General features: G+C 63.8%; 29 protein-coding genes and 1 tRNA gene. 11 read left to right on the forward strand and 19 right to left on the reverse strand.

The window, feature by feature from the left end:
• The first annotated feature begins 23 nt into the window (after nucleotides 1–23).
• On the forward strand, nucleotides 24–239 hold the full coding sequence (locus QY049_RS03605; RefSeq protein WP_301268946.1) for a hypothetical protein: 216 nt from the start codon (nucleotides 24–26) through the stop codon (nucleotides 237–239).
• Between the two features lie 49 nt (nucleotides 240–288).
• Here the strand turns inward: QY049_RS03605 and QY049_RS03610 are convergent, their stop codons facing one another.
• Genes QY049_RS03610 through QY049_RS03625 form a run of 4 tightly spaced genes read right to left on the reverse strand, consistent with a single transcriptional unit; the run spans nucleotide 289 to nucleotide 1764 of the window.
• Nucleotides 289–501, reverse strand: a complete 213-nt coding sequence (locus QY049_RS03610; protein ID WP_301268947.1) for a hypothetical protein — start codon at nucleotides 499–501, stop codon at nucleotides 289–291.
• A gap of 5 nt (nucleotides 502–506) precedes the next feature.
• Nucleotides 507–1331: a hypothetical protein gene (locus QY049_RS03615; protein WP_301268948.1), complete on the reverse strand. Its 825-nt coding sequence runs from the start codon at nucleotides 1329–1331 to the stop codon at nucleotides 507–509.
• A complete protein-coding gene (locus QY049_RS03620; protein WP_301268949.1) occupies nucleotides 1328–1573 on the reverse strand; it encodes a DUF6074 family protein in 246 nt (81 codons plus the stop codon). Before QY049_RS03620 ends, QY049_RS03615 begins: the two co-directional genes overlap by 4 nt.
• Entirely contained in the window at nucleotides 1570–1764 is a 195-nt protein-coding gene (locus QY049_RS03625) for a helix-turn-helix domain-containing protein (RefSeq protein WP_301268950.1), read from the reverse strand. The genes QY049_RS03620 and QY049_RS03625 overlap by 4 nt, the downstream gene beginning before the upstream one ends.
• Before the next feature lie 661 nt (nucleotides 1765–2425).
• Here QY049_RS03625 and QY049_RS03630 point away from each other — a divergent pair.
• The 3 genes from QY049_RS03630 to QY049_RS03640 all read left to right on the forward strand — a co-directional run bounded on the left by QY049_RS03630 (nucleotide 2426) and on the right by QY049_RS03640 (nucleotide 5231).
• Nucleotides 2426–3634, forward strand: coding sequence for a site-specific integrase (locus QY049_RS03630; protein WP_301268951.1), 1209 nt, complete (start codon nucleotides 2426–2428; stop codon nucleotides 3632–3634).
• A 275-nt stretch (nucleotides 3635–3909) separates the two neighbouring features.
• Nucleotides 3910–4155, forward strand: a complete 246-nt coding sequence (locus QY049_RS03635; protein ID WP_301268952.1) for a hypothetical protein — start codon at nucleotides 3910–3912, stop codon at nucleotides 4153–4155.
• 914 nt (nucleotides 4156–5069) lie between these two features.
• Nucleotides 5070–5231, forward strand: coding sequence for a hypothetical protein (locus tag QY049_RS03640; RefSeq protein WP_194475983.1), 162 nt, complete (start codon nucleotides 5070–5072; stop codon nucleotides 5229–5231).
• 82 nt (nucleotides 5232–5313) lie between these two features.
• Here QY049_RS03640 and QY049_RS03645 read toward each other — a convergent pair whose 3' ends face one another.
• From QY049_RS03645 to QY049_RS03655, 3 genes are all read right to left on the reverse strand, one after another.
• Nucleotides 5314–6105 (reverse strand): hypothetical protein, encoded by a 792-nt coding sequence (locus QY049_RS03645; RefSeq protein ID WP_301268953.1) that lies wholly within the window; start codon nucleotides 6103–6105, stop codon nucleotides 5314–5316.
• Between the two features lie 172 nt (nucleotides 6106–6277).
• Complete coding sequence (locus tag QY049_RS03650) at nucleotides 6278–6514, reverse strand: DUF2273 domain-containing protein (RefSeq protein WP_301268954.1); 237 nt, start codon at nucleotides 6512–6514, stop codon at nucleotides 6278–6280.
• 76 nt (nucleotides 6515–6590) lie between these two features.
• Complete coding sequence (locus tag QY049_RS03655) at nucleotides 6591–6827, reverse strand: hypothetical protein (RefSeq protein WP_258761667.1); 237 nt, start codon at nucleotides 6825–6827, stop codon at nucleotides 6591–6593.
• A 264-nt stretch (nucleotides 6828–7091) separates the two neighbouring features.
• Between QY049_RS03655 and QY049_RS03660 the strand changes: the two genes are divergently transcribed.
• Nucleotides 7092–7439, forward strand: a complete 348-nt coding sequence (locus QY049_RS03660) for a DUF6481 family protein (protein ID WP_301268955.1) — start codon at nucleotides 7092–7094, stop codon at nucleotides 7437–7439.
• A gap of 155 nt (nucleotides 7440–7594) precedes the next feature.
• Here the strand turns inward: QY049_RS03660 and QY049_RS03665 are convergent, their stop codons facing one another.
• The gene (locus QY049_RS03665; RefSeq protein ID WP_194475988.1) at nucleotides 7595–7837 is read right to left on the reverse strand and encodes a pentapeptide MXKDX repeat protein; all 243 of its coding nucleotides are present in this window, start codon (nucleotides 7835–7837) and stop codon (nucleotides 7595–7597) included.
• A gap of 351 nt (nucleotides 7838–8188) precedes the next feature.
• Here QY049_RS03665 and dctP point away from each other — a divergent pair, with 351 nt between their 5' ends.
• From dctP to QY049_RS03680, 3 genes are read left to right on the forward strand one after another with little or no spacing between them, the layout of a single operon-like run.
• Nucleotides 8189–9211, forward strand: a complete 1023-nt coding sequence (gene dctP / locus QY049_RS03670; protein WP_301268956.1) for a TRAP transporter substrate-binding protein DctP — start codon at nucleotides 8189–8191, stop codon at nucleotides 9209–9211.
• Nucleotides 9208–9762 carry a TRAP transporter small permease gene (locus QY049_RS03675; protein ID WP_194475990.1) on the forward strand — a complete coding sequence of 185 codons (555 nt, stop codon included), beginning with the start codon at nucleotides 9208–9210 and terminating at the stop codon, nucleotides 9760–9762. The genes dctP and QY049_RS03675 overlap by 4 nt, the downstream gene beginning before the upstream one ends.
• Nucleotides 9759–11117, forward strand: coding sequence for a TRAP transporter large permease (locus QY049_RS03680; RefSeq protein ID WP_258761670.1), 1359 nt, complete (start codon nucleotides 9759–9761; stop codon nucleotides 11115–11117). Before QY049_RS03675 ends, QY049_RS03680 begins: the two co-directional genes overlap by 4 nt.
• A gap of 19 nt (nucleotides 11118–11136) precedes the next feature.
• On the opposite strand, the gene QY049_RS03685 is transcribed toward QY049_RS03680, so the two are convergent.
• Genes QY049_RS03685 through QY049_RS03700 form a run of 4 tightly spaced genes read right to left on the reverse strand, consistent with a single transcriptional unit; the run spans nucleotide 11137 to nucleotide 16875 of the window.
• Entirely contained in the window at nucleotides 11137–12048 is a 912-nt protein-coding gene (locus QY049_RS03685; protein WP_301268957.1) for a hydroxymethylglutaryl-CoA lyase, read from the reverse strand.
• A gap of 1 nt (nucleotide 12049) precedes the next feature.
• Nucleotides 12050–14053 (reverse strand): acetyl/propionyl/methylcrotonyl-CoA carboxylase subunit alpha, encoded by a 2004-nt coding sequence (locus QY049_RS03690; protein ID WP_301268958.1) that lies wholly within the window; start codon nucleotides 14051–14053, stop codon nucleotides 12050–12052.
• A gap of 4 nt (nucleotides 14054–14057) precedes the next feature.
• Nucleotides 14058–15662, reverse strand: coding sequence for a carboxyl transferase domain-containing protein (locus tag QY049_RS03695; protein ID WP_301268959.1), 1605 nt, complete (start codon nucleotides 15660–15662; stop codon nucleotides 14058–14060).
• A gap of 40 nt (nucleotides 15663–15702) precedes the next feature.
• Nucleotides 15703–16875, reverse strand: coding sequence for an isovaleryl-CoA dehydrogenase (locus tag QY049_RS03700; protein ID WP_194475995.1), 1173 nt, complete (start codon nucleotides 16873–16875; stop codon nucleotides 15703–15705).
• Nucleotides 16876–16990: 115 nt separating this feature from the next.
• Here QY049_RS03700 and QY049_RS03705 point away from each other — a divergent pair, with 115 nt between their 5' ends.
• Nucleotides 16991–18019, forward strand: coding sequence for an AraC family transcriptional regulator (locus QY049_RS03705; protein WP_301268960.1), 1029 nt, complete (start codon nucleotides 16991–16993; stop codon nucleotides 18017–18019).
• Between the two features lie 30 nt (nucleotides 18020–18049).
• Here QY049_RS03705 and QY049_RS03710 read toward each other — a convergent pair whose 3' ends face one another.
• Nucleotides 18050–18541, reverse strand: a complete 492-nt coding sequence (locus tag QY049_RS03710; RefSeq protein WP_301268961.1) for an Lrp/AsnC family transcriptional regulator — start codon at nucleotides 18539–18541, stop codon at nucleotides 18050–18052.
• Nucleotides 18542–18634: 93 nt separating this feature from the next.
• On the reverse strand, nucleotides 18635–18940 hold the full coding sequence (locus QY049_RS03715) for an ETC complex I subunit (RefSeq protein ID WP_194475998.1): 306 nt from the start codon (nucleotides 18938–18940) through the stop codon (nucleotides 18635–18637).
• Between the two features lie 285 nt (nucleotides 18941–19225).
• On the opposite strand from QY049_RS03715, the gene QY049_RS03720 reads away from it, so the two are divergent.
• Complete coding sequence (locus QY049_RS03720) at nucleotides 19226–20419, forward strand: OpgC domain-containing protein (RefSeq protein WP_194475999.1); 1194 nt, start codon at nucleotides 19226–19228, stop codon at nucleotides 20417–20419.
• A gap of 19 nt (nucleotides 20420–20438) precedes the next feature.
• Here the strand turns inward: QY049_RS03720 and QY049_RS03725 are convergent, their stop codons facing one another.
• Nucleotides 20439–20633, reverse strand: coding sequence for a hypothetical protein (locus QY049_RS03725; protein ID WP_194476000.1), 195 nt, complete (start codon nucleotides 20631–20633; stop codon nucleotides 20439–20441).
• A gap of 633 nt (nucleotides 20634–21266) precedes the next feature.
• Entirely contained in the window at nucleotides 21267–21650 is a 384-nt protein-coding gene (locus QY049_RS03730) for a hypothetical protein (protein WP_301268962.1), read from the reverse strand.
• Between the two features lie 274 nt (nucleotides 21651–21924).
• On the opposite strand from QY049_RS03730, the gene QY049_RS03735 reads away from it, so the two are divergent.
• On the forward strand, nucleotides 21925–22143 hold the full coding sequence (locus QY049_RS03735; protein WP_301268963.1) for an RNA-binding protein: 219 nt from the start codon (nucleotides 21925–21927) through the stop codon (nucleotides 22141–22143).
• Between the two features lie 121 nt (nucleotides 22144–22264).
• On the opposite strand, the gene QY049_RS03740 is transcribed toward QY049_RS03735, so the two are convergent.
• The 3 genes from QY049_RS03740 to QY049_RS03750 all read right to left on the reverse strand — a co-directional run bounded on the left by QY049_RS03740 (nucleotide 22265) and on the right by QY049_RS03750 (nucleotide 23360).
• Nucleotides 22265–22525 (reverse strand): hypothetical protein, encoded by a 261-nt coding sequence (locus tag QY049_RS03740; RefSeq protein WP_194476003.1) that lies wholly within the window; start codon nucleotides 22523–22525, stop codon nucleotides 22265–22267.
• 181 nt (nucleotides 22526–22706) lie between these two features.
• Nucleotides 22707–22783: transfer RNA gene (locus QY049_RS03745), tRNA-Pro, on the reverse strand.
• A gap of 91 nt (nucleotides 22784–22874) precedes the next feature.
• Nucleotides 22875–23360, reverse strand: coding sequence for a DUF192 domain-containing protein (locus QY049_RS03750; RefSeq protein WP_301268964.1), 486 nt, complete (start codon nucleotides 23358–23360; stop codon nucleotides 22875–22877).
• Nucleotides 23361–23436 lie beyond the last annotated feature (76 nt).

Here is a 23436-nt window from a genome sequence, read left to right on the forward strand (position 1 = left end):
CATTACAAACCGGGAGACGACCAATGTTCGAACTCAACGAAGCGCAACTAGAAACGGTGGCAGGCAGCGGCTTGGGCCTCTTCGGGCAGTTGTTCATTCCGACGATTCTGAAGACCTCGTCGTCGTCGACCAACCAAGCCCCTACGGGCCCCAGCGGTCCCGCTGGCCCCACGGGTCCTTCGACCACTGGCGGCGGGTACCCGAAGTCGTCGTTCGATCCGGTCGGGGTTCGCTTCTGAGCAGCGCGACCGCATTGGCGATGGTGAGGGTCGTCGGCCCAGGTGACAGTCACCTTCTGAGCACTCCTCCGGTAAAATTGGCGAGCAACTGCGCTGCCGCCGCGGCAACCTCCTCCGACATGCCCGGCGATAACCAGCGGAGATCGCCGCCGATCGAGTGCCACGACACCGAGAACCTCTCGTCGCCCTCGCCCATTCGATCTCTGAGCCGAGTCAGGCTTACGACGCCGCCGATCTGCTGCGGTTGGTGACGGTTGCGCAATGGCCTCATCCGGCACTCCTTCCACCCGCCACCTTGTTGCGAAGCCTGATTTGTATGGCCGCGACGCCATCCAATGACCCGACCCGCTCCAGCTCCGCCGCGGCTTCGAGCTCTGAATCGGACATGCTGCTGACGACGTCCCAGCTCAGCTTCTGCGCTAAGCGGGCGTGCAGATGGTCCAGGCGAATTGGTTCGTCGTGGCCCGCCGCCCCGCTCGCTACGGCGCCTTGAGGCAGGCGCGCTTCGCGGGGCGTCTGCTCCGTAGGGTCCCGAGATATAGAGGTAGTGCCGGTTTTTGCCGCTTCCTTAGTGCCGGTTTTTGGCACCGGAGAATCCAGGTTTCGGTGCCGGTTTTTGGCACTGAAACTTGGCATTTCCCGGCACTGGTTTTTCGTTTTCTTGAAGGACTTAGCGGCGCGCGCGGCGGCTGCCAAACGCTCCGCATCTGCTAAGCATTTGATAGATTTCCACTCGTGCGAACCGTCGCCCGGGACCCCATCTGCATACCGGTATGTCAGCCGGAAGAGATTGGGCGCACGGTGCTCAGCGTTGCCTGCCCTGCCCTTTTGAGTGATCTCCAGAAAGCCCAGTGCAACACATTCCCGTATGCCGGGCGCGATCGAGTGACGATGTAAGCCGTACTCGCAGAACTGGTCGAATGTAACCGGCAGCTTGCCATTGTCCTGACCGCCATGGTGGGCGGACTCGATCTCGACACGGTCGAGCACACGGCGGGCCGCTAAGCTGAGCGCGCGAAAGGCCGGCGACTCCAGCATTTCGATCGGGCGCGCGGCAAATTGGCTAAGAATCCGGTTGCGTCGGCGTTTCATGCAGTCTCGCCGAACGTTAGGCGCCACATCGCGACCCCGATGGCCGCCCGCATGCTCGCTAACTCGCGCCGGACAAGCTCCTCGGGAATACCTCGGCGGCGGAGCGCATCGGCCTGGTAGCGGATCTGGCGCTCGATATGGGCCTCACCTTTGTCAGGCTTCAGCGCCAACGCATACTCGGCCTGTCGCTGGATAAGGTCCAACCGGCGTGAGAGCGGAAACGGAAGGACTACGGCGCTCATTTCTGGCCCGCCGCCTCGATCATGGCGTGAAACGCAGCTTTCGGCACCTTAAGCAGCTTGCCGATGCGGATTGTTGGCAGATCGCCACGAGCAGCCGCCGCATAAGCCGCGTTCTTGTTCAACCCAAGTTTCGCCCCCGCTTCCGGGACGGTGTAAACGAGACACCCCGCTTCCTGGTCACTATCAGTCACGCTATGGCCTCCGCCGCGCCAAATATTGTAGCTCTACAATATTCAGGGCAGGCGCGCAAGGAATGTTGTAGACCTACGGCATTGGCCTGTGTACAGTGTCGCCATGACAAGCCTAAACGCCTTCCTTCCCGTCCTGTCCGAGATAGTTGGAGCATCTCAAGGCGTTCTGTACGAGCGGCAGCGCTCGCTCGTGCAGAGAGGACTTCTCGAATCGCTACAAGGTCGAGGACCTGGCAGCGGAGTTAGGCTGTCGCCGCATACGGTAGCGGTTCTTTTGCTTGCATATGCAGGCACGGACTCGCTGGCCGAAGTTCGCCGCACTGAAAGGGTTTGCGCTGCAAGCTTCTTCCTACCTGACTCCCATTCGTGCCCGGTGACGGGCAAAAGTTTTCTCTCGGATATTTTGACAACTGCACTAACGGAGCCCGAATTGGCTAGCCGTATCCCTCGTATTCAGATCGAGCTGAACTCGAATTTGGTGAGGGTATCCTACTTCGTCTCGCGTAGAGGCGCGGCTCCGCGGCACTATGAACTGTACATTCCAGAGGAAGATGCTCGCCACCCGGGCGTTCTTAAACAATCAATCCTAAGCGACCTCGACAAAATTAGTCTCGCACTGGCGGAATTTCGGAAGCCCACTGAGAAACCGGAGTAATCGAACATGGCGACCGTCCGTAAACGAGTGCTTCCTTCTGGCTTAGTTCGTTGGCGCGCCTCCTACACGGACGGCGGTGGTGTTCGAAGAACAAAGCAATTCGCGCGCAAAAGCGATGGTGAGGCTTGGCTCGTTGAGGTGCAACACGATGTTGCCCGCGGCCTCCATACGCCAGCAAGCGTCTCTCCTACCATCAAGGAAGGTGCCGCCCTGTGGATCAAGCGCTGCAACGAAAAGGGCCTCGAGCCGACAACCGTGAGGTGCTACGAGGAGCACGTTGATCTGCACATCGTTCCTTTTATCGGTACGAAGAAGGCCTCCGAGTTCAACGTGCCAATGGTCAATGCTTTCGCCGACCAACTGCGCGATGCTGGCCGCTCGGCCGAAATGATAAAGAAAATCGTCGGATCGCTCGGTGCCATCTTCAAGGAACTGAGGCGCCGCGGTCTATGCAGCACCGCGCCGACGGTCGGTGTCGACCTCGACCTTCCTGAGCGCGACGACCCCCGCCCGGTTATTCCGACCAAGGCCGAGTTGCAGGAAATAATTGCCGGGGCTGTGGGCCGATGGCGTCCGGTCATTCTCACAGCCATCTTCTGCGGACTACGCGCCAGCGAACTCCGCGGCCTCGCCTGGTCGAACGTGGATCTCGATGGAAGGCAGTTGAGCTTAACCCAGCGCGCGGATGCCTCGCATCGAATCGGCAAGCTCAAATCGAAGGCCGCCTATCGCTCGATCCCCTGTCCGCCGATCGTGATCAACGCGCTGCGAGAATGGAAGCTGGCCTGTCCGAAGCGCGATACCGGGAAAAAAGGCGCCGGCGGAGATCCTATCAGGGTGCTGGACCTGGTGTTTCCGAACGGCGTCGGCAAAGTCGAGAGCCATTCGAACCTCCTCGAGCGTGGGCTCCAACCGATTCTGGTCGCCAAAGAGATCACCGAACCTCACCCCATCCTGGACGAGGCCGGCAAGCCGGTTTTAAACGACGCTGGCAAGCCAAAGATAACGCACCTGCCCAAATACGGCATGCACTCGCTCCGCCACGCCTGCGCCTCCCTGTGGATCGAGAGCGGCTACAATCCGAAGCAGATCCAGCGGCTAATGGGACACAGCTCGATCAAGGTGACGTTCGACATCTACGGCCACCTCTTCGCGGACGCCGATGCCGATCAGCGCGCCGCCGCAAACGTGCAAGCCCGACTTCTAGGCGCGTGAATGAGACGCCAATAGTACACGAACGATCTAAGTCTTTGATTTATTTGATGCGACAAAAGGTTTCTACTCTGAGGGTTGCAGGTTCGATTCCTGCCGGGATCGCCAAGCCTCGGTCTTGTCGAAGTGCGCCAGCACTCATCCTAACGCGCCACCCGTCGCCCTCTGCAATCCATCGTCTTTCACGAACGCGTGGGTAGGCTTACTCCGGTCTTTGAACGGTAGGGACGCGGCCTATCTATGCGCGGCGGGCGAGGTTTGCCCGAGAAGGACTGTGAATGCCGCGCGCCGAATTGACGAGAATGGGAATCGCCTTCGTGGTGGCGATCGTTGCGATGTCGTTTCTGGCGCTCGATGCGATCGTGGACGTCAACTCAAGCGCAATCGCAGGGCGCATCGAGGCGGCGCGCGCGTCCATTGCGGATGCCGCCATGGCTCAGCACCAACCCGCCTTCATCGTTCAGGCCTGGACACGCCACGGCCAGGAGGAGCCGGCCTTGGAGCATTGCCTCGCGATCGAGTGATTCAAGCACGCCAGCAAGTCAGCCCGCCATCCTGACAACTCGGCCGGTTTGCTTGTTCACGGTCCGATTCCGCTCCGTTCGCGGCGCACGAATCGCAATCGGAAAAACCCTCACGGCGTATGTCTTAACGCCGTGTTTCGTCCAACCAGTCCGTCGACACATTCGCAGTGCGAGCACGCGCCGAATCCGGCGCGGATCGTTTGCGGCATCCGACAAAATGCGCATTGGCGTGGAACGAGATCACGACCCGCAGGTTGGATGTGACGAAACAGAGTGGTGCCGACCTACCACCCCCCGGTCGGCTTTGAAGGACCCCGTGCTTGTCCCCCGAGCACGGGGCTTTCTCATGACTGGTGACGAGACTGAACCGGACGCACTTTCCTGTCAGACAACGATCAGCTTCTCCGCTCGTCGTCGCGACGATCGCGGGCGAGCTGATGCCAGGCAAGGGCCAGTTCAATGAGTCGTTGCCGGTCCGGGCCTTCGGACGCCGCTGCGCGCTTCATCGCCGCCTCGGCTTCGTGCTGTGGGTCGTACGTCATACACATAGAGCCAAGTCTAGCCGGCCGATATGAACAAATACGTGGCAATTTCGTCCGTATGATTGCGGAGGAAAAAGTCGCATCGGCGCGCAGTTTCCCCACGATATTACCGCGATCCATTGGCGGGCGGCTGCGTGCAGCGCAAACTCACCTTTGCGCAGTAACATCCCCGCCGAAACGCAAAGACGTCAGTGACAACGCCAACGGCGCCGGCATTCGTATTTTCATAAACTGAGGCCGACTGCCCCCGAGGCCGGATGTCATTCCGGCGCATCTGTGAATTGCATCACAGCCAAGTTTCCGCCCGTTCGCTAAACACCACGCTACGCAAGACAAGAACACGCGACCCGGGACGGAGCGGCTGATCTTCTCATGGCTCACAAGGCAGAAGCGGCGGCACAGGCTGGCACATCATCCCGCAAGACCGACCTGTTCGGTCTCGCCCTTCTCGCCACCGTCGTCCTGGTGATGACGGCCTGGATCGGCGGCCTGGTGTGGGCTGCGATGGCGTTCATGACCTGGCTCGTCGGCTAACGCTCAACGCCGTCGCGCGCGCAAACGCAAAAGAGGCGGGCACCGGGCCCGCCTCTTCTCAGTCAGATTTCGCTCGAGAGCTTCAGTAGCAGGCGCGCGGGTCGGCCTGCACGTACTGGCCGCTTGGATAGCGGTAGTAGCAATTGCCCTGGGCGAAATAATAACCGGGTCGCGACGCGGCGGTCGCGCCGGCGATGGCACCGGTCGCACCGCCGATCACGGCGCCTGCGGCTGCACCCGTGGCGTTGCCCGAAAGCAGACCACCGAGCACACCGCCGACGAGGGCCCCGCCGAGCGCACTCGCGCCGGGATCGGCGGGCGGCGGTGGAGGCGGCGGCGGTTCATAGGCGACCGGCGGACCGGGCGGCGCGTAGGCCACCGGCGCATCGTCGATATAGTCCTCGGAGATGTAGGCGGGCGGGCCATCCATCCGCTGCGGATAATAGTACCAGACGCCGCCGACATCCCACCACCAGCCGGCCCGGCCGTTGTGGACCTCGTGGCGCCAGCGTCCGCCGTCCCAGGCCAGATTGCCGCGGTAGGCATGCCCGCCCCAGTCGCGCATCGGTACTGGCCCGCGTGCCATGTGGCGACCGGGACCGGGAGGCGGGCCTCCGGCGTGACGTTGGCCGGGACCTGCTCCTGGACCCGCATGGGCCTGCCCGCCCGGCGGAGGCGCCGGGTGCGCCGCCTGCTGCGGCGGAGGCCCCTTGCGGATGTTCTGATTGGCCGGGGGCGGAGCACCGGCGTCCTGCCCCGGCGGCTGTCCGCCGCCCTTGGGCGGACCCGCGTCCTGCGCTTGCGCCGACAACGCCAGCAGGGACATGGCCGAAACCATGGGAATGATGATCTTCATGCGGCTGGACGCACTCATTCGTGCCTACCCCTCAACTTCCAGAAAATGCCGTGGTTCAGGCGCGATAGACGATTCGGAGCGCGCCTGACTGATGCCGGCTGACATAACTGACCTGCCAAAGCCGGCCGTGTCCCGTTACAAATGTTTAAGATCACGGCAATTTTTCGGCCCGGCGGGCCGCGAGACGGCTCTAGCGCGCCGGCTCGATCACATTGCAATTGGTGCGCCCCGACATCAGGCAGTCCTGCATCTTGCTGGCCGCGGTGAGATCGCGGGCGAGCCACAAGCCGATACCGAGGATGACGGCGGCAATGATCAGCCCGGCGATCGCGCCCCGGCGATTGTCGCCGGATTGGGGCTTTGCCGATGCACCGGGTTTTTCGGCGGGGCCAGGCTTGATTTCAGGCTTGGACTCAAAATTGGACATGGGGACCCTGTCGCTCGGCGAGGCGCTTTATCACCTCTGCGACGTCGCGTCACATCCAGCCCGGTACCCTCGGGACTCAGCCCTTGGTCGGCAATAGCGCTTCCTTGCGCGAGGTCTCGACCGCCGGGATCACCTGTTGCCTGCGCGGCGCGCAGCTCGTGAGGATGAACGCGGTCTGGGTGCACTCCCAGGCGGCCCCCAGAACGGCGCTCTCGATGGGCTGGGGACGCGCGGCCAACAGCACCGCGCCTGCGACCGCCACCGCGGCGACCGTGATTGCAAGGGCTTTCAGGCTCAGCCGGAAAAACATCATGCCCGTGCTCCGTCTCGTTGGGGCGGACGCTAGGCGCCGCCGCTGGGTGCCCTTATGAGGGACATCACAATTCGGCAGTTTTTCCGGGCTACGATGGATCGGCTGGTTCAGCGATTTCGTGGACCTGATCGGCTGCGATTATGGGTGGCTTCGCGGCGCGCGGCGATGTACACGCTTCTGCGTCGCGTGGCGCCTGCTTGTGCCCAGCCGACGTACCAACACGCAGTGATGTAGGACTGAAAGCGAGGAAGACAAGGCTCGTCGATGAGTGGATTCAGGGAACCCGGCTTCGCAGACCGGCAAAAGGCGGCGCAGGACGCACGCAAAAATCTTTTGAACAAATTCAAGTCGCAGCCCGGGCCCGATGACCCAGCGGTTGCGGCGAAGCGTGCCGAGCGCGAAGCGCTCGCGGCCAAGCGCGCCGAGGCAAAAGCCACGCGCGAAGCCGAAAAGGCCGAGCAGAAGCGTATCGCGGAAGAGGCTGCAGCGGCCGAGGCCGCGCGGATAGCCCGTGAGGCAGAGGAAGCGATCGCCAGGCAAGCTGAGCTCGAAGCCGAGCAGAAGGCCAAGCGCGACGCCCGTTACGCCGCCCGCAAGGCCAAGCGGAAGTAAGCTTCAACAGAATTTGACCTGAAGCGCATTTGCTTCAGGTCAAATCATGACGGATCAGCCGGGTGCGCGCGACGCGACGACGGAGTCCGGGCCGAAACCGGCTCGAGCGCATGGCCGGCGCGCCTGATCGAGGCGACCGGGGTGACGGCAGGAGATCAGTTCTTCTTCATCATCCCGTCGTCCTTCTTCATGCCGTCCTTCGACATCGTGTCCTTCTTCATGCCGTCGTCCTTGGACATGTGATCTTTCTTCATGCTGTCCTTGGACATCGTGTCCTTCTTCATCATGCCGTCGTCCTTGCCCATCTTGTCCTGGGCGAAAGCGGCCGGCGACAGCGCAAGGCCAAGCGAGAGAGCGGCAGCCGAGACGCCGAGCACGATGCGGGTGCGAATGGTCATGAGAAATCTTCCCTTCGAGGTGATGTTTGTCAGCGACGTGTGCCGCTAAACAATCTCGACGGATCGATGCACGTCCTTGTTACGCGAGATCCTAGATTTTTTCGGAGGCCGTGGGGCGCGCCTCGCCCGATCGTCACCTGATGTACGGCGTTAACGATCGGAACATCAGGCCGGGCGTGTGCAGCGCAGCAAGGCGAACACTTGCCGCGGCATTCCGTCTCGCCCTATCAAATGAGAGAACTCGGGGTTGAAGACAGGCTAGGATGGCCTCCGCGCCGGTCTCATCTCACCACCCACCCAGATCACGTCCAACAAGAACCGTCCGAAGAACCGCTCCAGGGGGATACTCCAATGCTCACGCGCCGCCATCTGCTCGCGACCGCCGTCGTCGCACCCGCCATTCTTCGCTTCGGCATCGGCACCGCGCATGCCGCGACCACGCTGAAGATCTCGCACCAATTCCCCGGCGGCACCATCGACAAGGGCGATTTCCGCGACCGGCTGTGCCGCATGTTCGCAGCCGAAGTCAGCAAGCGCAGCAACGGCGAAATCGCGGCCGAGATCTATCCGAACTCCTCGCTGATCAAGACGAACGCGCAGTTCTCCGCGATGCGCAAGGCCGCGCTCGACATCTCGCTCTATCCGATGCCGTATGCCGGCGGCGAACTCCCCGAGACCAATATCGGCCTGATGCCCGGCCTCGTCACCACCTACGACCAGGGCATGCGCTGGAAGAAGGAACCGGTCGGCAAGGCGCTGACCGACTTCCTCGCCGACAAGGGCATCATCCTGCTCACCTGGGTTTGGCAGGCCGGCGGCGTCGCCAGCCGCTCCAAGCCGATCGTGGCGCCGGAAGATGCCAAGGGCATGAAGGTGCGCGGCGGCTCGCGCGAGATGGACATGGTGCTCCAGACCGCCGGCGCCTCGGTGCTGTCGGTGCCCTCCAACGAAATCTACGCGGCGATGCAGACCGGCGCGTGCGACGCCGGTATCACCTCCTCCACCAGCCTGATCTCGTTCCGCCTCGAAGAGGTCGCGAAGTCGCTGACCTCTGGTGCGGGCGCGTCCTACTGGTTCATGCTCGAGCCGCTGATGATGTCGAAGGCGATCTTCGACAAGCTGCCGAAGAACCAGCAGGACATCCTGGTCGCGGTCGGTCAGGAGCTCGAGGCCTTCGGCCGAAAGGGCGCGCAGGATGACGACATCGAGGTTGCCAAGGTCTACGAGAAGGCCGGCGCCAAGGTCTCGGCGCTCGACGCCGCGACCGTCGGCAAGTGGCGCGACATCGCGCGCGACACCGCGTGGAAGGATTACGGCGCCAAGACCGCGACCGCCGCGAACCTGCTCAAGCTCGCCTCCGACGTCGCTGCATGAGCCACGGTCCGCTGACGGATCGTGACGACACGGCGAATACTGCCGCAGGAACCGGCCTTGCGGCAGTGCTCGATCGCGGCCTCGCCATCCTCAATCGCGTCATCGTCGTGTTCGCAGCGCTGGCGCTGGTCGCGGCCTGCGCCATCCTGAGCTACAGCGTGCTGAGCCGCGCGCTGTTCAAGGCCGCCAACTACTGGCAGGACGAGGCGGCCGTGTTCCTGCTGGTCGGCGCGACCTTCATGACGGCAGCCTATGTACAGCAGAGCCGCGGCCATATCGGCATCGAAGCCTTCGTCGGCCTGCTGTCGCCCCTTGCGAACAAAATCCGGCTCTGGATCGTCGACGTCGCGACATTCCTGTTCTGCGCCTTCTTCACCTGGAAGTCGTGGACGCTGACCCACGAGGCCTATGTCGACGGCCAGGTCTCGAACTCGATGTGGTCGCCGCCGCTCGCCATTCCCTATTCCCTGATGGCGCTCGGCATGAGCCTGCTCTGCGTACAGATCCTCGTGCAGCTGGCGCTGCCTTTCGCGGGAGCCAGGCGTCCATGAGCGTTTTCGGCATCGGCGTCGCTTATGGGGTCGTGACGCTGCTCGTGATGTTTTCGGGCATGCCGATCGCATTCGCGCTCGGCGCGGTCGCGGTCGCGTTCATGGGCATCTACATGCCCGCGGCCTCGCTCGATACGGTGACGCAGAACGTCTATGAGGAGATGGCCTCAATCACGCTGCTGTCGATCCCGCTCTTCATCCTCAAGGGCGCCGCGATCGGCAAATCGCGCGCCGGCCAGGACCTCTATTCCGCCCTGCATGCCTGGCTGCATCGCGTGCCGGGCGGTCTCGGCGTTGCCAACGTGTTCGCCTGCGCGCTGTTCGCGGCGATGGCGGGCTCGAGCCCGGCGACCTGCTCGGCGATCGGTTCGGCCGGCATCCCCGAGATGCGCAAGCGCGGCTATTCCGGCGGTTTCGCGGCCGGCATCATTGCCGCCGGCGGCACGCTCGGCATTTTGCTGCCGCCGTCGATCACCATGATCCTGTTTGCAGTCGCTGCCGAGAAGTCGCTGGGGCGCCTGTTCCTCGCCGGCATCGGCCCCGGCCTGCTGCTGGTCTCGCTGTTCGGATTCTATGCGGTCTTCCGCTTTCGCCAGGAATATGCCGCGGCCGAAGCCGCCTACAAGAACGGCGGCCCCGAGGCCGCCATTCTCGCCCGCGACGAGTACACGCTCGCCGAACGCTTCAGCGTGCTGCCGCGCGTGATCCCGTTCGTGCTGCTCCTGACCGGCGTCATGGCAGCCCTCTATGGCGGCTTCGCCACGCCGTCGGAGACGGCCGGCCTCGGCGGCCTCCTGGCGCTCGGGCTGATCGCGGCGATCTATGGCGTGTGGCGGCCCGAAGATCTCGGCCCGATCATGAAGTCGACGATCCGGGAATCGACCATGCTGATGATGATCATCGGCATGTCGCTGCTCTATTCCTACGTGATGAGCTATCTGCACATCTCGCAATCGGCGGCCGAATCCGTCGTCGCGATGCATCTGCCGCGCTGGGGGCTGTTGTTCGCGATCCTCGTCATGGTGGTCGTGCTCGGCTTTTTCCTGCCGCCGGTGTCGATCATCCTGATGACCGCGCCGATCATCCTGCCGCCGCTCCGCGCCGCCAATTTCGACATCATCTGGTTCGGCGTGGTCATGACCATCGTGATGGAGATGGGACTGATCCATCCACCCGTCGGCCTCAACATCTTCGTCATCCGCAACGTTGCTCCCGACATCTCGCTGAGCGAGGTGATCTGGGGCACGCTGCCCTTCGTGCTCTTGATGATGGCCGCGGTGCTGCTGCTGTGCCTGGTGCCGGAGATTTCGACCTGGCTGCCGGACCTGGTGATGGGGCCGGACGGGAGCAGGTAGCGCCCTCTCCGCCGGAGGACTAGGAGACGGCCCGCTTCTTCTTCGCGTTCAGCGCAGAGGCCACGCGGCTCACGGGCGGCTTGCCCAGCACGACACTCATCGCGTTGGTCGCCGCCAGCAGCTTCTCCATGTCGACGCCGGTCTTCACGCCCATGCCCTCAAGCATGTAGACGACGTCTTCGGTCGCGACATTGCCGGTCGCGCCGGGCGCGTAGGGACAGCCGCCGAGCCCACCGGCGGCGGCATCGATGACCCGGACCCCCTCCTCCATCCCGGCATAGAGATTGGCGAGCGCCTGACCGTAAGTGTCGTGGAAATGCATCGCGAGCTTTGCCGGCGGGATATTGGCGCTGACCGCACGCAGCATCTCCTTCGCCTTGTCGGGCGTGCCGACGCCGATGGTATCGCCGAGCGAGATCTCGTAGCAGCCGAGCTCCCACAGCGTGCTCGCAAGATCTGCGACCGCCTTCGGCTTGATCTCGCCGTCGAAAGGACAGCCGAGCACGCAGGAGATATAGCCGCGCACCGGGACGCCGTCGGCCTTGGCGCGCGCCAGCACCGGCTTGAACCGCTCGATGGATTCCGCGACGGTGCAATTGATGTTGGCGCGCGAAAAGCCTTCCGAGGCCGCAGCGAACACGGAGACCACTTTGGCGCCTGCGGCGCGTGCGGCGTCATAGCCCTTCTCGTTCGGCACCAGCACATGGAACTCGGCGCCCTTCACGTGGCTTACGCCGCGCAGCACGGCGTCCGAGCTTGCCATCTGAGGGATCGCCTTGGGCGAGACGAACGCGCCGACCTCGACCGTATCGAGCCCGGCGGCGACCAGCGCCTCGATGAAGGCGATGCGAGCCTCGACGCTCACAGGCGTCTTCTCGTTCTGGAGGCCGTCGCGCGGCCCCATCTCGATGATGCGGACGGGTTCGCTCATGTCACTCCCCGGAAGCCTCGACCACAGCGAGCTCGATGCCTTCCTGAACGATATCGCCGACCTTGCACTTGATCGATTTCAGCACGCCGGCATAGGGCGCCCGCAGCGTCTGCTCCATTTTCATCACTTCCAGCGTGAGAATGGGGGCGCCCTTCTCGAGCTTGGCGCCCTCCTCGGCCAGCACGGCGACGACGGTGCCCGGCAGCGGCGCCGCAATCTTGTCTTCGCCGACATGCTCCTCGCTCTCGCCGCCGAACGGATCGACCCAGTGCAGGTCGAAGCGGCCATTGCGTGTACGCAAGTAGAGTTCGTGGCCGTCGATCACGACGGCAACGGAGGACTTGACGCCATCCAGCGTCAGATCGAAGCCGCCATCCTTCGGCGCAACCGTGAACGCCAGCTCACGCTCGCCGATAACGAGCGTCGACGGGCCGCTGCCATAGTTCAGCGTGATCTTCTGCTCGGACCCATGCCCGACGCGGAACGCAAAATTGCGCTGGCGGCGGCCGACCGGCTGCCAGCCAAAGATCTGCCAGGGTGACGCCGCCTCACCTAGCGCTACCTGTCGCTCGTCATCGACGATTGCGGCAACCGCGGCACACAGATCGAGCTCGCCGGGCGCCGACGGGGCCTGCGTCAGCACCGCCAGCTCGCGCTCGATGAAGCCGGTGTCGATCGCATTCGCCCGCACCTTCGGATGCGTGATCAGCGCCGACAGGAACGGGATGTTGGTGACGATGCCGCGGACATCGGAATCTTCCAGGCCACGATTGAGCCGATCGATCGCGACATCGCGCGTCGGCGCCCATGCGATCATTTTGGCGAGCATCGCATCGTAATACGGCGAGACGCCATCGCCCTCGCGATAGCCGGCATCGATGCGCAGGCCGCCGGTCTCGGCCGGCAAACGCCATGTCGAGATCCTGCCGACCGACGGCATGAAATTCTTCGTCGGATTCTCCGCGTAGACGCGCGCCTCGATGGCATGGCCGTTGAGCTTGATCTCGTCCTGTCTCATGGGCAGCGCCTCGCCGAAGGCGACACGCAGCTGCCATTCGACGAGGTCGATCCCAGTGATCAATTCGGTCACGGGATGCTCGACCTGGAGGCGCGTGTTCATCTCGATGAAGAACACGTCCTTGCCGTCGGAGACGAACTCGATCGTGCCCGCGCCGACATAGCTCACCGCACCCGCCGCCTTCCGCGCTGCGGCACAGACCGTCTCGCGCTGGGCCGCATTGAGCGTCGGCGACGGCGCCTCCTCGATCACCTTCTGGTGCCGGCGCTGCAAGGTGCATTCGCGCTCGAACAGCGAGAGCAGATTGCCGTGGCTGTCGCCGATGATCTGCACCTCGATATGGCGGGGATTGTCGACATATTTTTCGATCAGCATGCGGTCGTCGCCGAATGCCGCCTTGGCCTCGCGCTTGGCGCTGACGATGGCCGGCGTAAGCTCGGCCGCCGAGCGCACGATGCGCATGCCGCGACCGCCGCCGCCGGCGGACGCCTTGACCAGGATCGGGAATCCGATCTTGTCGGCGGCCTTCGCCAGCGTCGCATCGTCCTGGGCCTCGCCGTGATAGCCGGGCACCAGCGGGACGCCCGCCTTCTCCATCAGTGCTTTCGAGCCTGACTTCGAGCCCATCGCCGTCATCATCTCGGCGGTCGGGCCGACGAACACGAGGCCGGCATCGAGGCAAGCCTGCGCGAACTCGGCGTTCTCCGACAGGAAGCCGTAGCCGGGGTGCACGGCCTCGGCGCCGGTCTTGCGCGCGGCCTCGATCAGCCGCTCGACATCGAGGTAGCTGTCGCGGGCGCGCGCAGGCCCGAGCAGCACGGCCTCGTCCGCGAGCGCGACATGCATCGCATCGCGATCGGCTTCGGAATAGACCGCCACCGTGCGCAGACCCATGGCGCGCGCGGTGCGGATCACGCGGCAGGCGATCTCGCCGCGATTGGCGATCAGGAGCGTGCGAAAACGGCGGTAGAGCTTTGAGCGGTCCATCGCATCACATCCTGAACAGGCCGAACTTCGTCGGCTCGATCGGCGCATTCGATGCCGCCGAAAGGCCAAGGCCGAGCACGAGGCGGGTGTCGGCTGGGTCGATCACGCCGTCGTCCCACAGCCGCGCGGTCGCGTAATAGGGATGCCCCTGGCTCTCATATTGGTCGCGGATCGGCTTGCGGAATTTGTCCTCTGCCTCCTTCGACCAGCTATCGCCCTTGGCCTCGATATTGTCGCGGCGGACCTGACTCAGCACCATCGAGGCCTGCTCGCCGCCCATCACCGAGATGCGCGCGTTCGGCCACATCCACAGAAAGCGCGGTGAATAAGCACGGCCGCACATGCCGTAATTGCCGGCGCCGTAGGAGCCGCCGATCACCACGGTGAATTTCGGCACGGATGCGGTCGCGACCGCCGTCACCAGCTTGGCGCCGTCGCGCGCAATGCCGCCGGCCTCGTATTTCTTGCCGACCATGAAGCCTGTGATGTTCTGCAGGAACACCAGCGGAATGCCGCGCTGGCAGCACAGCTCGATGAAATGCGCGCCTTTCAGCGAACTTTCGCTGAAGAGGATGCCGTTGTTGGCGATGATGCCGACCGGGTAGCCCCAGATATGCGCGAAGCCACACACCAGCGTCGTGCCATAGAGTTTCTTGAACTCGTCGAACTCGGAACCGTCTACTACGCGAGCAATGATATCGCGCACGTCGAACGGCTTTCTGCCGTCCACGGGCACCACGCCATAGATCTCCTCCGCCGCAAACAGCGGATCGCGCGGCGGATGCATGTTGAGGTTTGGCCGCGCAGACGGCTTCAGCGTACCGACGATGCGACGCGCGATGCCGATCGCGTGGGCGTCGTTCTGGGCATAGTGGTCGGTCACGCCCGATTGCCGCGAATGCACGTCGGCCCCGCCGAGCTCTTCGGCGCTGACGACCTCGCCCGTCGCAGCCTTCACCAGCGGCGGGCCGCCGAGGAAGATGGTGCCCTGGTTGCGCACGATGATGCTCTCGTCCGACATCGCAGGCACGTAGGCGCCGCCGGCGGTGCAGGAGCCCATCACGATGGCGATCTGCGGGATGCCCTGCGAGGACATCTGGGCCTGGTTGTAGAAGATGCGGCCGAAATGGCGCTCGTCCGGAAAGATCTCGTCCTGTAGCGGCAGGAAGGCGCCGCCGGAATCGACCATGTAGACGCAGGGCAGATTGTTCTGTCGCGCAATGTCCTGCGCACGCAGATGCTTCTTCACGGTCATGGGGTAGTAGGTGCCGCCCTTGATGGTGGCATCATTGGCGACGATGACGCACTCGCGCCCCGAAATGCGCCCGACGCCGGTGACGACGCTCGCCGAATGTACGTCGCCGCCATAGAGGCCATGGGCCGCGAGCGGCGACAGTTCCAGGAACGAGGTGCCGGGATCGACCAGGAGATCGACGCGCTCGCGCGCCAGCATCTTGCCGCGCGAGGTGTGGCGGTTGCGCGAGGCCTCGCCGCCGCCGCCGGCGACCTGGGCGAGCTTCTCGCGCAAATCCGCGACGAGCGCCCGCATGGATTCGGAATTGCGCGCGAAATCCTGGGAGGATGGATCGATGCTGGAATGGAGCGGCATTGAGGTCCCGCGTTTCTGGTGACGAGGTTGCGTGGAGGATTTAAGCGGTTTCCGACATCAGCTCGCGGCCGATCAGCATGCGCCGCACCTCGGACGTACCCGCCCCGATCTCGTAGAGCTTGGCGTCCCGCCACAGCCGGCCGACCGGAAACTCGCTGGTGTAGCCGACGCCGCCGAGTGCCTGGATCGCCTCGCCGGCCATCCAAGTCGCCTTCTCCGCGGAATACAGGATCGCAGCCGCCGCGTCCTTGCGCAGCGTGCGCGCGTGATTGGCGCGGTCGCAGGCCTTGCCCACGGCATAGACATAGGCGCGCGTGGCCTGCCAGGTCGAATACATGTCGGCGAGCTTGCCCTGCATCAGCTGGAAATCGCCGATCGGCTGGCCGAACTGCTTGCGCTCGTGCATGTAGGGCACCACCGCGTCCATGCAGGCCGCCATGATGCCGAGCGGGCCGCCAGACAGCACCGCGCGCTCATAGTCGAGACCGGACATCAGCACCTTGACGCCCTCGCCGACATTGCCGAGCACGTTCTCTGCCGGTACCTCGCACTCGTCGAAGAACAGCGGATAAGTGTTGGAGCCGCGCATGCCCAGCTTGTCGAGATGCTGGCCATGCGTAAAACCTTTGAATCCTTTCTCGATCAGGAAGGCGGTCATGCCGCGCGGGCCGGCCTCAGGATCGGTCTTGGCGTAGACCACCAGCACGTCGGCATCGCCGCCATTGGTGATCCACATCTTCGAGCCGTTGAGCACGTAGCGGTCGCCGCGCTTGTCGGCGCGCAGCTTCATCGACACCACGTCGGAGCCGGCACCCGGCTCGGACATCGCGAGCGCACCGACATATTCGCCGGAGATCAGCTTCGGCAGATAGCGCTGTCGCTGCGCATCATTGCCGTTGCGGCGGATCTGGTTGACGCAGAGGTTGGAATGGGCGCCGTAGGACAGCCCGACCGCGGCCGAGCCACGCGAAATCTCCTCCATGGCGACGACATGGGCGAGGTAGCCCATGTTGGACCCGCCATATTGCTCCGGCGCGGTCATGCCGAGCAGGCCGAGATCGCCGAAGCGCTTCCAGAGATCGGCAGGAAACAGGTTTGCCTTTTCGACCTCGGCGGCGCGCGGGGCGACCTCCGCTTCCACGAAGGCGCGCACGGTATCGCGCAGCATGCCGATGTCTTCGCCCAGATCGAAGTCGATGCTCGGGATGTTCACGGCGATTCCTCCAATGGTCTTATCGGCCCCGAACCTACCCCCGCCCGGGCGCCGTGGCGGTCGAAAAGGTTGCATTTTCCGCCAAGTTTGGCGAGGATTTTCCAAGGGATTTTCGATGACCTTTCAGGCCGCAACCGCCACGCCCCGCCGTGCCATGACCCCCGTCGCCTTCGTCCGCGGCGTGGTCGCGGCCTATCGCCGTTACGGGCGGGATCCGGCCGAGGCGCTAGCCAGGGGACAGGTCCAGCCCGACGTGGCAGGATCGGCCGATGGGCGGGTCACGGCGGCCCAGTTCGAAGCGCTGGCGGGCCACGCCATGCGCGAGCTCGACGACGAGGCGCTCGGCTGGTTTTCGCGCAGACTGCCGTGGGGCACCTACGGCATGCTGTGCCGTGCCTCGATCACCGCACCCAATCTCGAAGTGGCGCTCAAGCGCTGGTGCCGGCATCACCGCCTGCTGACCGAGGACGTGCTGTTCGAGCTCGCGGTCAGCGGCGAGACCGCGACCGTCTCCCTTCGCGAGCAGCGCGATCTCGGACCCTTACGCGAATTCTGCCTCGTCACCCTGCTCCGCTATGTCCTCGGATTCTCCTGTTGGGCGGTGGATTCCGCGATCGCGCTCAGCGCCGCGGAATTCCCGTATCCAGAGCCCGGCCACGTCTCGGTCTATCCGACCATCTTCTGCAAGCATGTCCGCTTCGATGCGGACGGTGCCCGCATCGTCTTCGACAAGCATTACCTCTCGCTGCCGCTGACCCGTAGCGCCGCGGACCTCGACAGCATGCTCAAGGGCGCGCTGCGGCTGACCGTGCTGCCCTATCGCCGCGACCGGCTGCTGGTCGAGCGCGTCAGGCGCGTGCTGCGCGAGGCGCGCGGGCGTATCCTGGGCGCGGAGGATGTCGCCAGCGAGCTCGCGCTCTCCACCCGCACCATGCACCGCCGCCTGCGCGAGGAAGCCACCTCGCTGCGCGAACTCAAGGAAGAGGCAAAACTCGAGCTCGCCAAGCAGGAGCTGATGCGCGGCCGCACCCCGATCAAGCGGATCGCGGAGATCGCCGGCTTCCGAAACGAAAAGAGCTTTTCGCGGGCCTTCCGCACCTGGACCGGCGCCAGCCCGCGCGAGTTTCGTGGCCGCTATCGCTGAAGCGCGAAGCCGCCGTCATCTCGCATGGCCCTATCCTGCCGCCGCAGCCGCGAGCTCCTGCACCGGCAGCGGTACGTCCTTGGCGACGCCGAGCACGGGAAAGCTGCGGACGTTCTTGACGTTGGGCATGGCGGCGAAATGCAGAAGCTGCTGGCGCATGCTCTCGACGCTCGGCGCCACGCATTTGAGGAGATAGTCGGTGTCGCCGGAAATCCGCCAGCACTGCTGGATCCGCGGGATCGCGGCTATCGAGCCCTCGAACGCCTCGAGCACCGGCTGGGCCTGACTGCGGAGCTGGATCGAGACGAACGACACCACCTCATAGCCGAGCAGCCGTTCGTCGATGACGGCACGGACCGCACGGATCACGCCGCGGCCGAACAGCGATTTGAGCCGCCGCAGGCAGTTCGGCGCGGACACGCCGACGCGCAGCGCCAGCTCGTTGTTGCGAACGCGCCCGTCCTGCTGCAGCTCGGAGAGTATCTTCAGATCGATGCCGTCGAGCTGGTCACGCCCGGCCATCCCCCACCTCGTCATGGTCCCGTCATGCGGGCCAGCGAAGCACGCGGTGGAAGAGGTGCCAAGGCTTCTCGCGATCAGGCGGCCGAGGGGCCCTCAGTGCGTCCAGGGCTCGCCGCGACGGAAGGAGAAATTGTCGGCGTAGGCGACCTGGCGGTGCAGGGATTCCTGGGGCTCGATCACCTGGTAGGCGATGCCCTTGCGCTCGCAATAGGCGACCGCCTCGTCCCTGGTGTGGAAGCGCAGCGTGATCTGCTGCTTCATGTCGCCGGACGAGGTCCAGCCCATCAGCGGCTCGACCGCGCGCGGCTGCTCCGGCTCGTAGTCGAGCTGCCATTCCTTGGTCTTGGACCGGCCGGATTGCATCGCGTTCTTGGCGGGCTTGAAAATGCGTGCGGTCATTGGCGGTCCGGCCTCTTGGTCTTTCGTTCGATTTTCATGCGTCACGGTAGCGATTGGTGCAAACCGCGGGCATAGTATAGAGACACCCTTCGGGAACTGATCGGTGATTCCGGCCCTCCCGGGTCCTTCACCGACGGGTATAGTCATTATGCTGCACTGTGACAATTGCGTCCCCGCCTTCCGCCCGGAAATCCCGCCCGGCGGCCAATTCTTGCCAACATCTGCCTCGCCAACATCCGCCTCGCCGACTTCAGCGTACCCGCCCCATTCGAGAGCTTCCGTCGCATGGCCTTCCTGAACATCAACGCCACGCTCCCCGAAAAGGGCCGCGACCTCAGGCTCGACCTGTTTCGCGGCATCGCCAACTGGGCGATCTTCCTCGACCACATCCCCGACAACGTCGTGAACTGGATCACGACGCGCAATTACGGCTTTTCGGACGCAGCCGACCTTTTCGTCTTCATTTCCGGCTACACCGCCTCCTTCGTCTATGCGCGGATGATGCTGGAGCGCGGCTTCGTCGTCGGCGCGACGCGCCTGACCAAGCGGGTGTGGCAGCTCTACGTCGCCCACATCATCCTGTTCGTGATCTACATCGCCTCGATCAGCTATCTGGCGCTGCGCTTCGGCGATTCCGAGATGATCAACGAGTTCAACGTCGCAGGCCTCGTCGACAACGCCACCGAGACGTTGCGCCAGGGCCTGTTCCTGCGCTTCAAGCCGCTCAATCTCGACGTGCTGCCGCTCTACATCGTGCTGATGGGGCTGTTTCCGCCGGTGCTGTGGTTCATGCTGCGAAAGCCCGATCTGACGATGGCGGTCTCCATCATCCTGTGGCTGACCGCGCGCCACTTCGGCCTGAACCTCAACGCCTATCCGGCCGGCCAGTGGTACTTCAACCCCTATTGCTGGCAGGTGCTGTTCGTGTTCGGCGCCTGGTGTGCGATGGGCGGCGCACGCCGCTCGATGACGCTGATCAACTCGCCGATCACGCTCTGGTTCTGCATTGCCTATCTGCTGTTCGCGCTGGTCATGACCATGGCCGGCCGCTTCCCCACCTTCGGCGGCATGTTTCCGGAATGGCTGTTCTCGGCGTTCAACCCGAACGACAAGACCAATCTGGCGCCCTACCGCTTCATCCACTTCGTCGTGATCGTGATCATGGTGATCCGCTTCGTGCCGAAGGAGTGGCCGGGCCTGGAGTGGAAGATCTTCGACCCTGTGATCGTGTGCGGCCAGCAATCGCTCGCCGTGTTCTGCGTCGGCGTGTTCCTGTCCTTCGTCGGCCATTTCGAGTTGTCGATGAGCTCGGGCTCGCTGTTCGCCCAGCTGTTCGTCTCCATCGCGGGCATCGCGATCATGACGACGGTCGCCTACTACATCTCCTGGTCGAAGCGACAGGACAAGCCGCTGAAGCCGCCGCCGGCGAAGCCCGCAGCTCCTCCGGCCGCCACCAAGGCTGCCGAGAAGGCCGCCTGAGACGCGTGGCGGCGTCCGTTCAGGCCGCCGCCTCGCCGTCATACTCGGTGAACTTCTTGTAGATCCAGTCACGGCCGTCGTGACGGCGCCAGACTTTGCCGTAGACGAGCTGCCCGTTGATTGAACGGCGCGGCACGATGATGGTCCAGAGGTGCCAGATCTCGGTCCAGTTCGACCGTTGGCGGAGAGTTTTCGAAGTGAGATCGAAAGCCATGACGGACAACTCGCGCGAAACGAAATGCCGCGACGAATGTGATCTCGTGTGAGGCGCTGATCGGATGTCGTCGCGTGCCGGGACCGGTTTGATAGCAGCCGCCGAAACGGCCGCAACGAGAGCTCGTGCTTAACCTAACCGATCAACCTTACCTGGCGACAGACAGCAGCCTTGCCGGTTGAATCGCCTGTCTATTTTTTCTAAGATACCTGCACAATTTGAGAATACGCACGTCGTTTGCGAAGTGCCTGCCCTCGATTTCGAGCTCAGACTGAATTTTGAAAAGCTGATTGCGCAGGTTGATCATCATGAATTTGCAGTGTGCATATTTGCAGCTGGCGATGTTTTCGCCGACACCCGGGGCCAGACCAGCTCATGAGAAGCCACCTCAAGACGCGCCGCCCCTTGAGGGGTCGCCGAACGCCGCCAACGACAACTATCAGGTCTGGCCGCTGATCCCGTTTCCGGCGGGCTGGCACGCATCGAGCTGAGCTGCAAGAAGCGCAACGCCGCGCAAGCGGAATATCATCGCTTGGCGGCGTCCGTTAGGCATTGGGCGCTGAAATCCCCAACACCGATATGTCTATGGCGACGCCCAAAGGTTCGATGAAGTCCAGGTGATTGCGCGCCGGTTCAGACGCCGCCGGCCGCGGCCGTCGCGGCGTTGGTGCTCAGCGCGCCCTGCGCGTTGTAGGTCTGTCCCGCCTGGCTGTTGCGCTGGCTGGCCTGGGAGCTGGCGGCCGATGTCTCCACCTCGGTGGTTCCGTCGGAATAGGTGATCGTCGTCGTCGTGATCCCGTTGATGGTGGTTGAGACCTCGCTGACGATGGTCTTGGACGAGCTGCCGCCGCCCGATCCCGAACTGCCGCTCGCCGATTGCGACGACGATGTCGCTGACGAGGTGGTCGACGTGGACGAGGTCGACGACGTGGACGAATTTGTCGAGGACGATTTCGCGGCGCTCGACGGGATCGCCGTCATCGCGGCGGTGGATGACGCAATCGCACTGATCGACATGAGAACCTCGCTTGAAGGGACCTCGAGGGCACGGCGTCGTTTGCGCCCTGTTCATCCCTTCAACGCCGGGACTGCGCGAATCAGGCGCTCCGCACGCATTAAAGGCGTCGGCCCCATCAATCTCGGCTTCCCGGCCAGCAACCAATCGCCCCGCGCCGAGTTGCAGGTTTTTCCCATCTGTTCACCGGGCCGGCGAGCAGTTCGCTGTCGGCTCCCGCTTGCCCGTGATGGACAGTCACCACGTCTCACGTCCGTGTGAGTTGGAGCGCGGCCGGTGAATTTTCGTGAACCAACAGAGACCAACGAACAGGCCGCCGGCCAAGGGGATGATGTGAGCCAAATCGATACGACCGAGAAACTGTCCGAGGCAGTGGAGCCCCGGACATCGCTGTTTGCACTGTTCTGGCTGGGGGTCGCGGCAATCGCGATGATGGGGTGGATTTGCGCGCTGGGCTGGCTCGCCTGGCATCTGGTCGACTGGCTGTTATCCTGACGGCGGAACTGGCCGGCCGCGCCCGAACCGATCAGCAGGGCGATTCAGTTCACGTCGATCGTCGCGGCATGGGAATCGCGTGATCGAGGTCGGCCACCGTGCGCATCACCGAATTATGCGGCTATCGACGGTGCATGCACGATTGCACGTACTCCTTGATGGCGGGATCTCCCGCGCTCTTGGTGAGCCCCATCGATCGGGCCTCGTCTTTGCACCTTTCCAGCCTCGCCTCGAATCCCGGATGGTTCGCGGCCGCACACTGGCGGCGAAGCGGACCCGGAGACATTTGCGCGCAGTTTTGCGCGTGAACGCTCGAGCTGCCGAGCACCAGTGAGACGGCAATCAGCTTTCGGAGGATGCCTGAATGAATGGTCTGCGCCATGTCATTTCTCCTCGCTCGCCCCTATGAAGGAAATGCTCCAACAACCGCACAGCGCGCGCAAGCGAGAACATCCCAAGGCGCGCGACTTCAGCCGCAAGATGTCCGCGGGACCGGGCCCCCTCCAACTCAAATTTTCCGGGAGGCTGGACGACTCTCTTCTGGTGTAAGCCGTTGAAAATGCTGGTCGGGGCAGCTGGATTCGAACCAACGACCTGCAGTACCCAAAACTGCCGCGCTACCAGGCTGCGCTATACCCCGAATGTCCGGCGAGCCCCGTCGATACACGCTTCCAGAAGGCCCAGCAAGCGTCCCGCCACCGGCCAGAGCGACCAGGCGACATCCTCAGAGCCTATTTGCTGCCGAACAGGGGATGACCGACCCGATCGCCGGGGCGGATGCCGTATTTCTGCGCTGTTCCCGCCACCACCTCCAGCACCGCGCGGGCGGGCCCTTTTGACGAGATGATCCTGGTCGAGAGCGGCTCGGTGTTTTCCGCGATGCGCAGGATGCGGCCGTCGGCGCGAATGAAGATCATGTCGAGCGAGACATAAGTGTTCTTCATCCACATCGATACTTCCTGCTCGGGATTGAAGTCGAACAGCATGCCTTTGCCGTCCGCCAATTCCTTGCGGTACATCAGCCCGGTCTGCTTCTCCTCCTCCGTGGTCGCCATCTCCACCGAGAACACCTGGACGCCGTTCCTGGTGACGATCTCGAGCGGCTGGAAGCTGGCGGCGCGGACGGTCGCGCCTGAAACGGCGAACCCGACAATGACGAGAGCGGCGGCAAGCCAGCACCCGGCAACGGACCAGGCGGTCTTTCGATCAAAGCTCATGGCGGGAAACTCGGCAGGACACTGGGCAGGAAACTCGAAACGGCAATGACTGGCCCAACGGTGTGGGACTGCGACA

Source organism: Bradyrhizobium sp. WYCCWR 13022, assembly GCF_030435535.1.
In the GTDB taxonomy this organism is placed as follows: domain Bacteria; phylum Pseudomonadota; class Alphaproteobacteria; order Rhizobiales; family Xanthobacteraceae; genus Bradyrhizobium.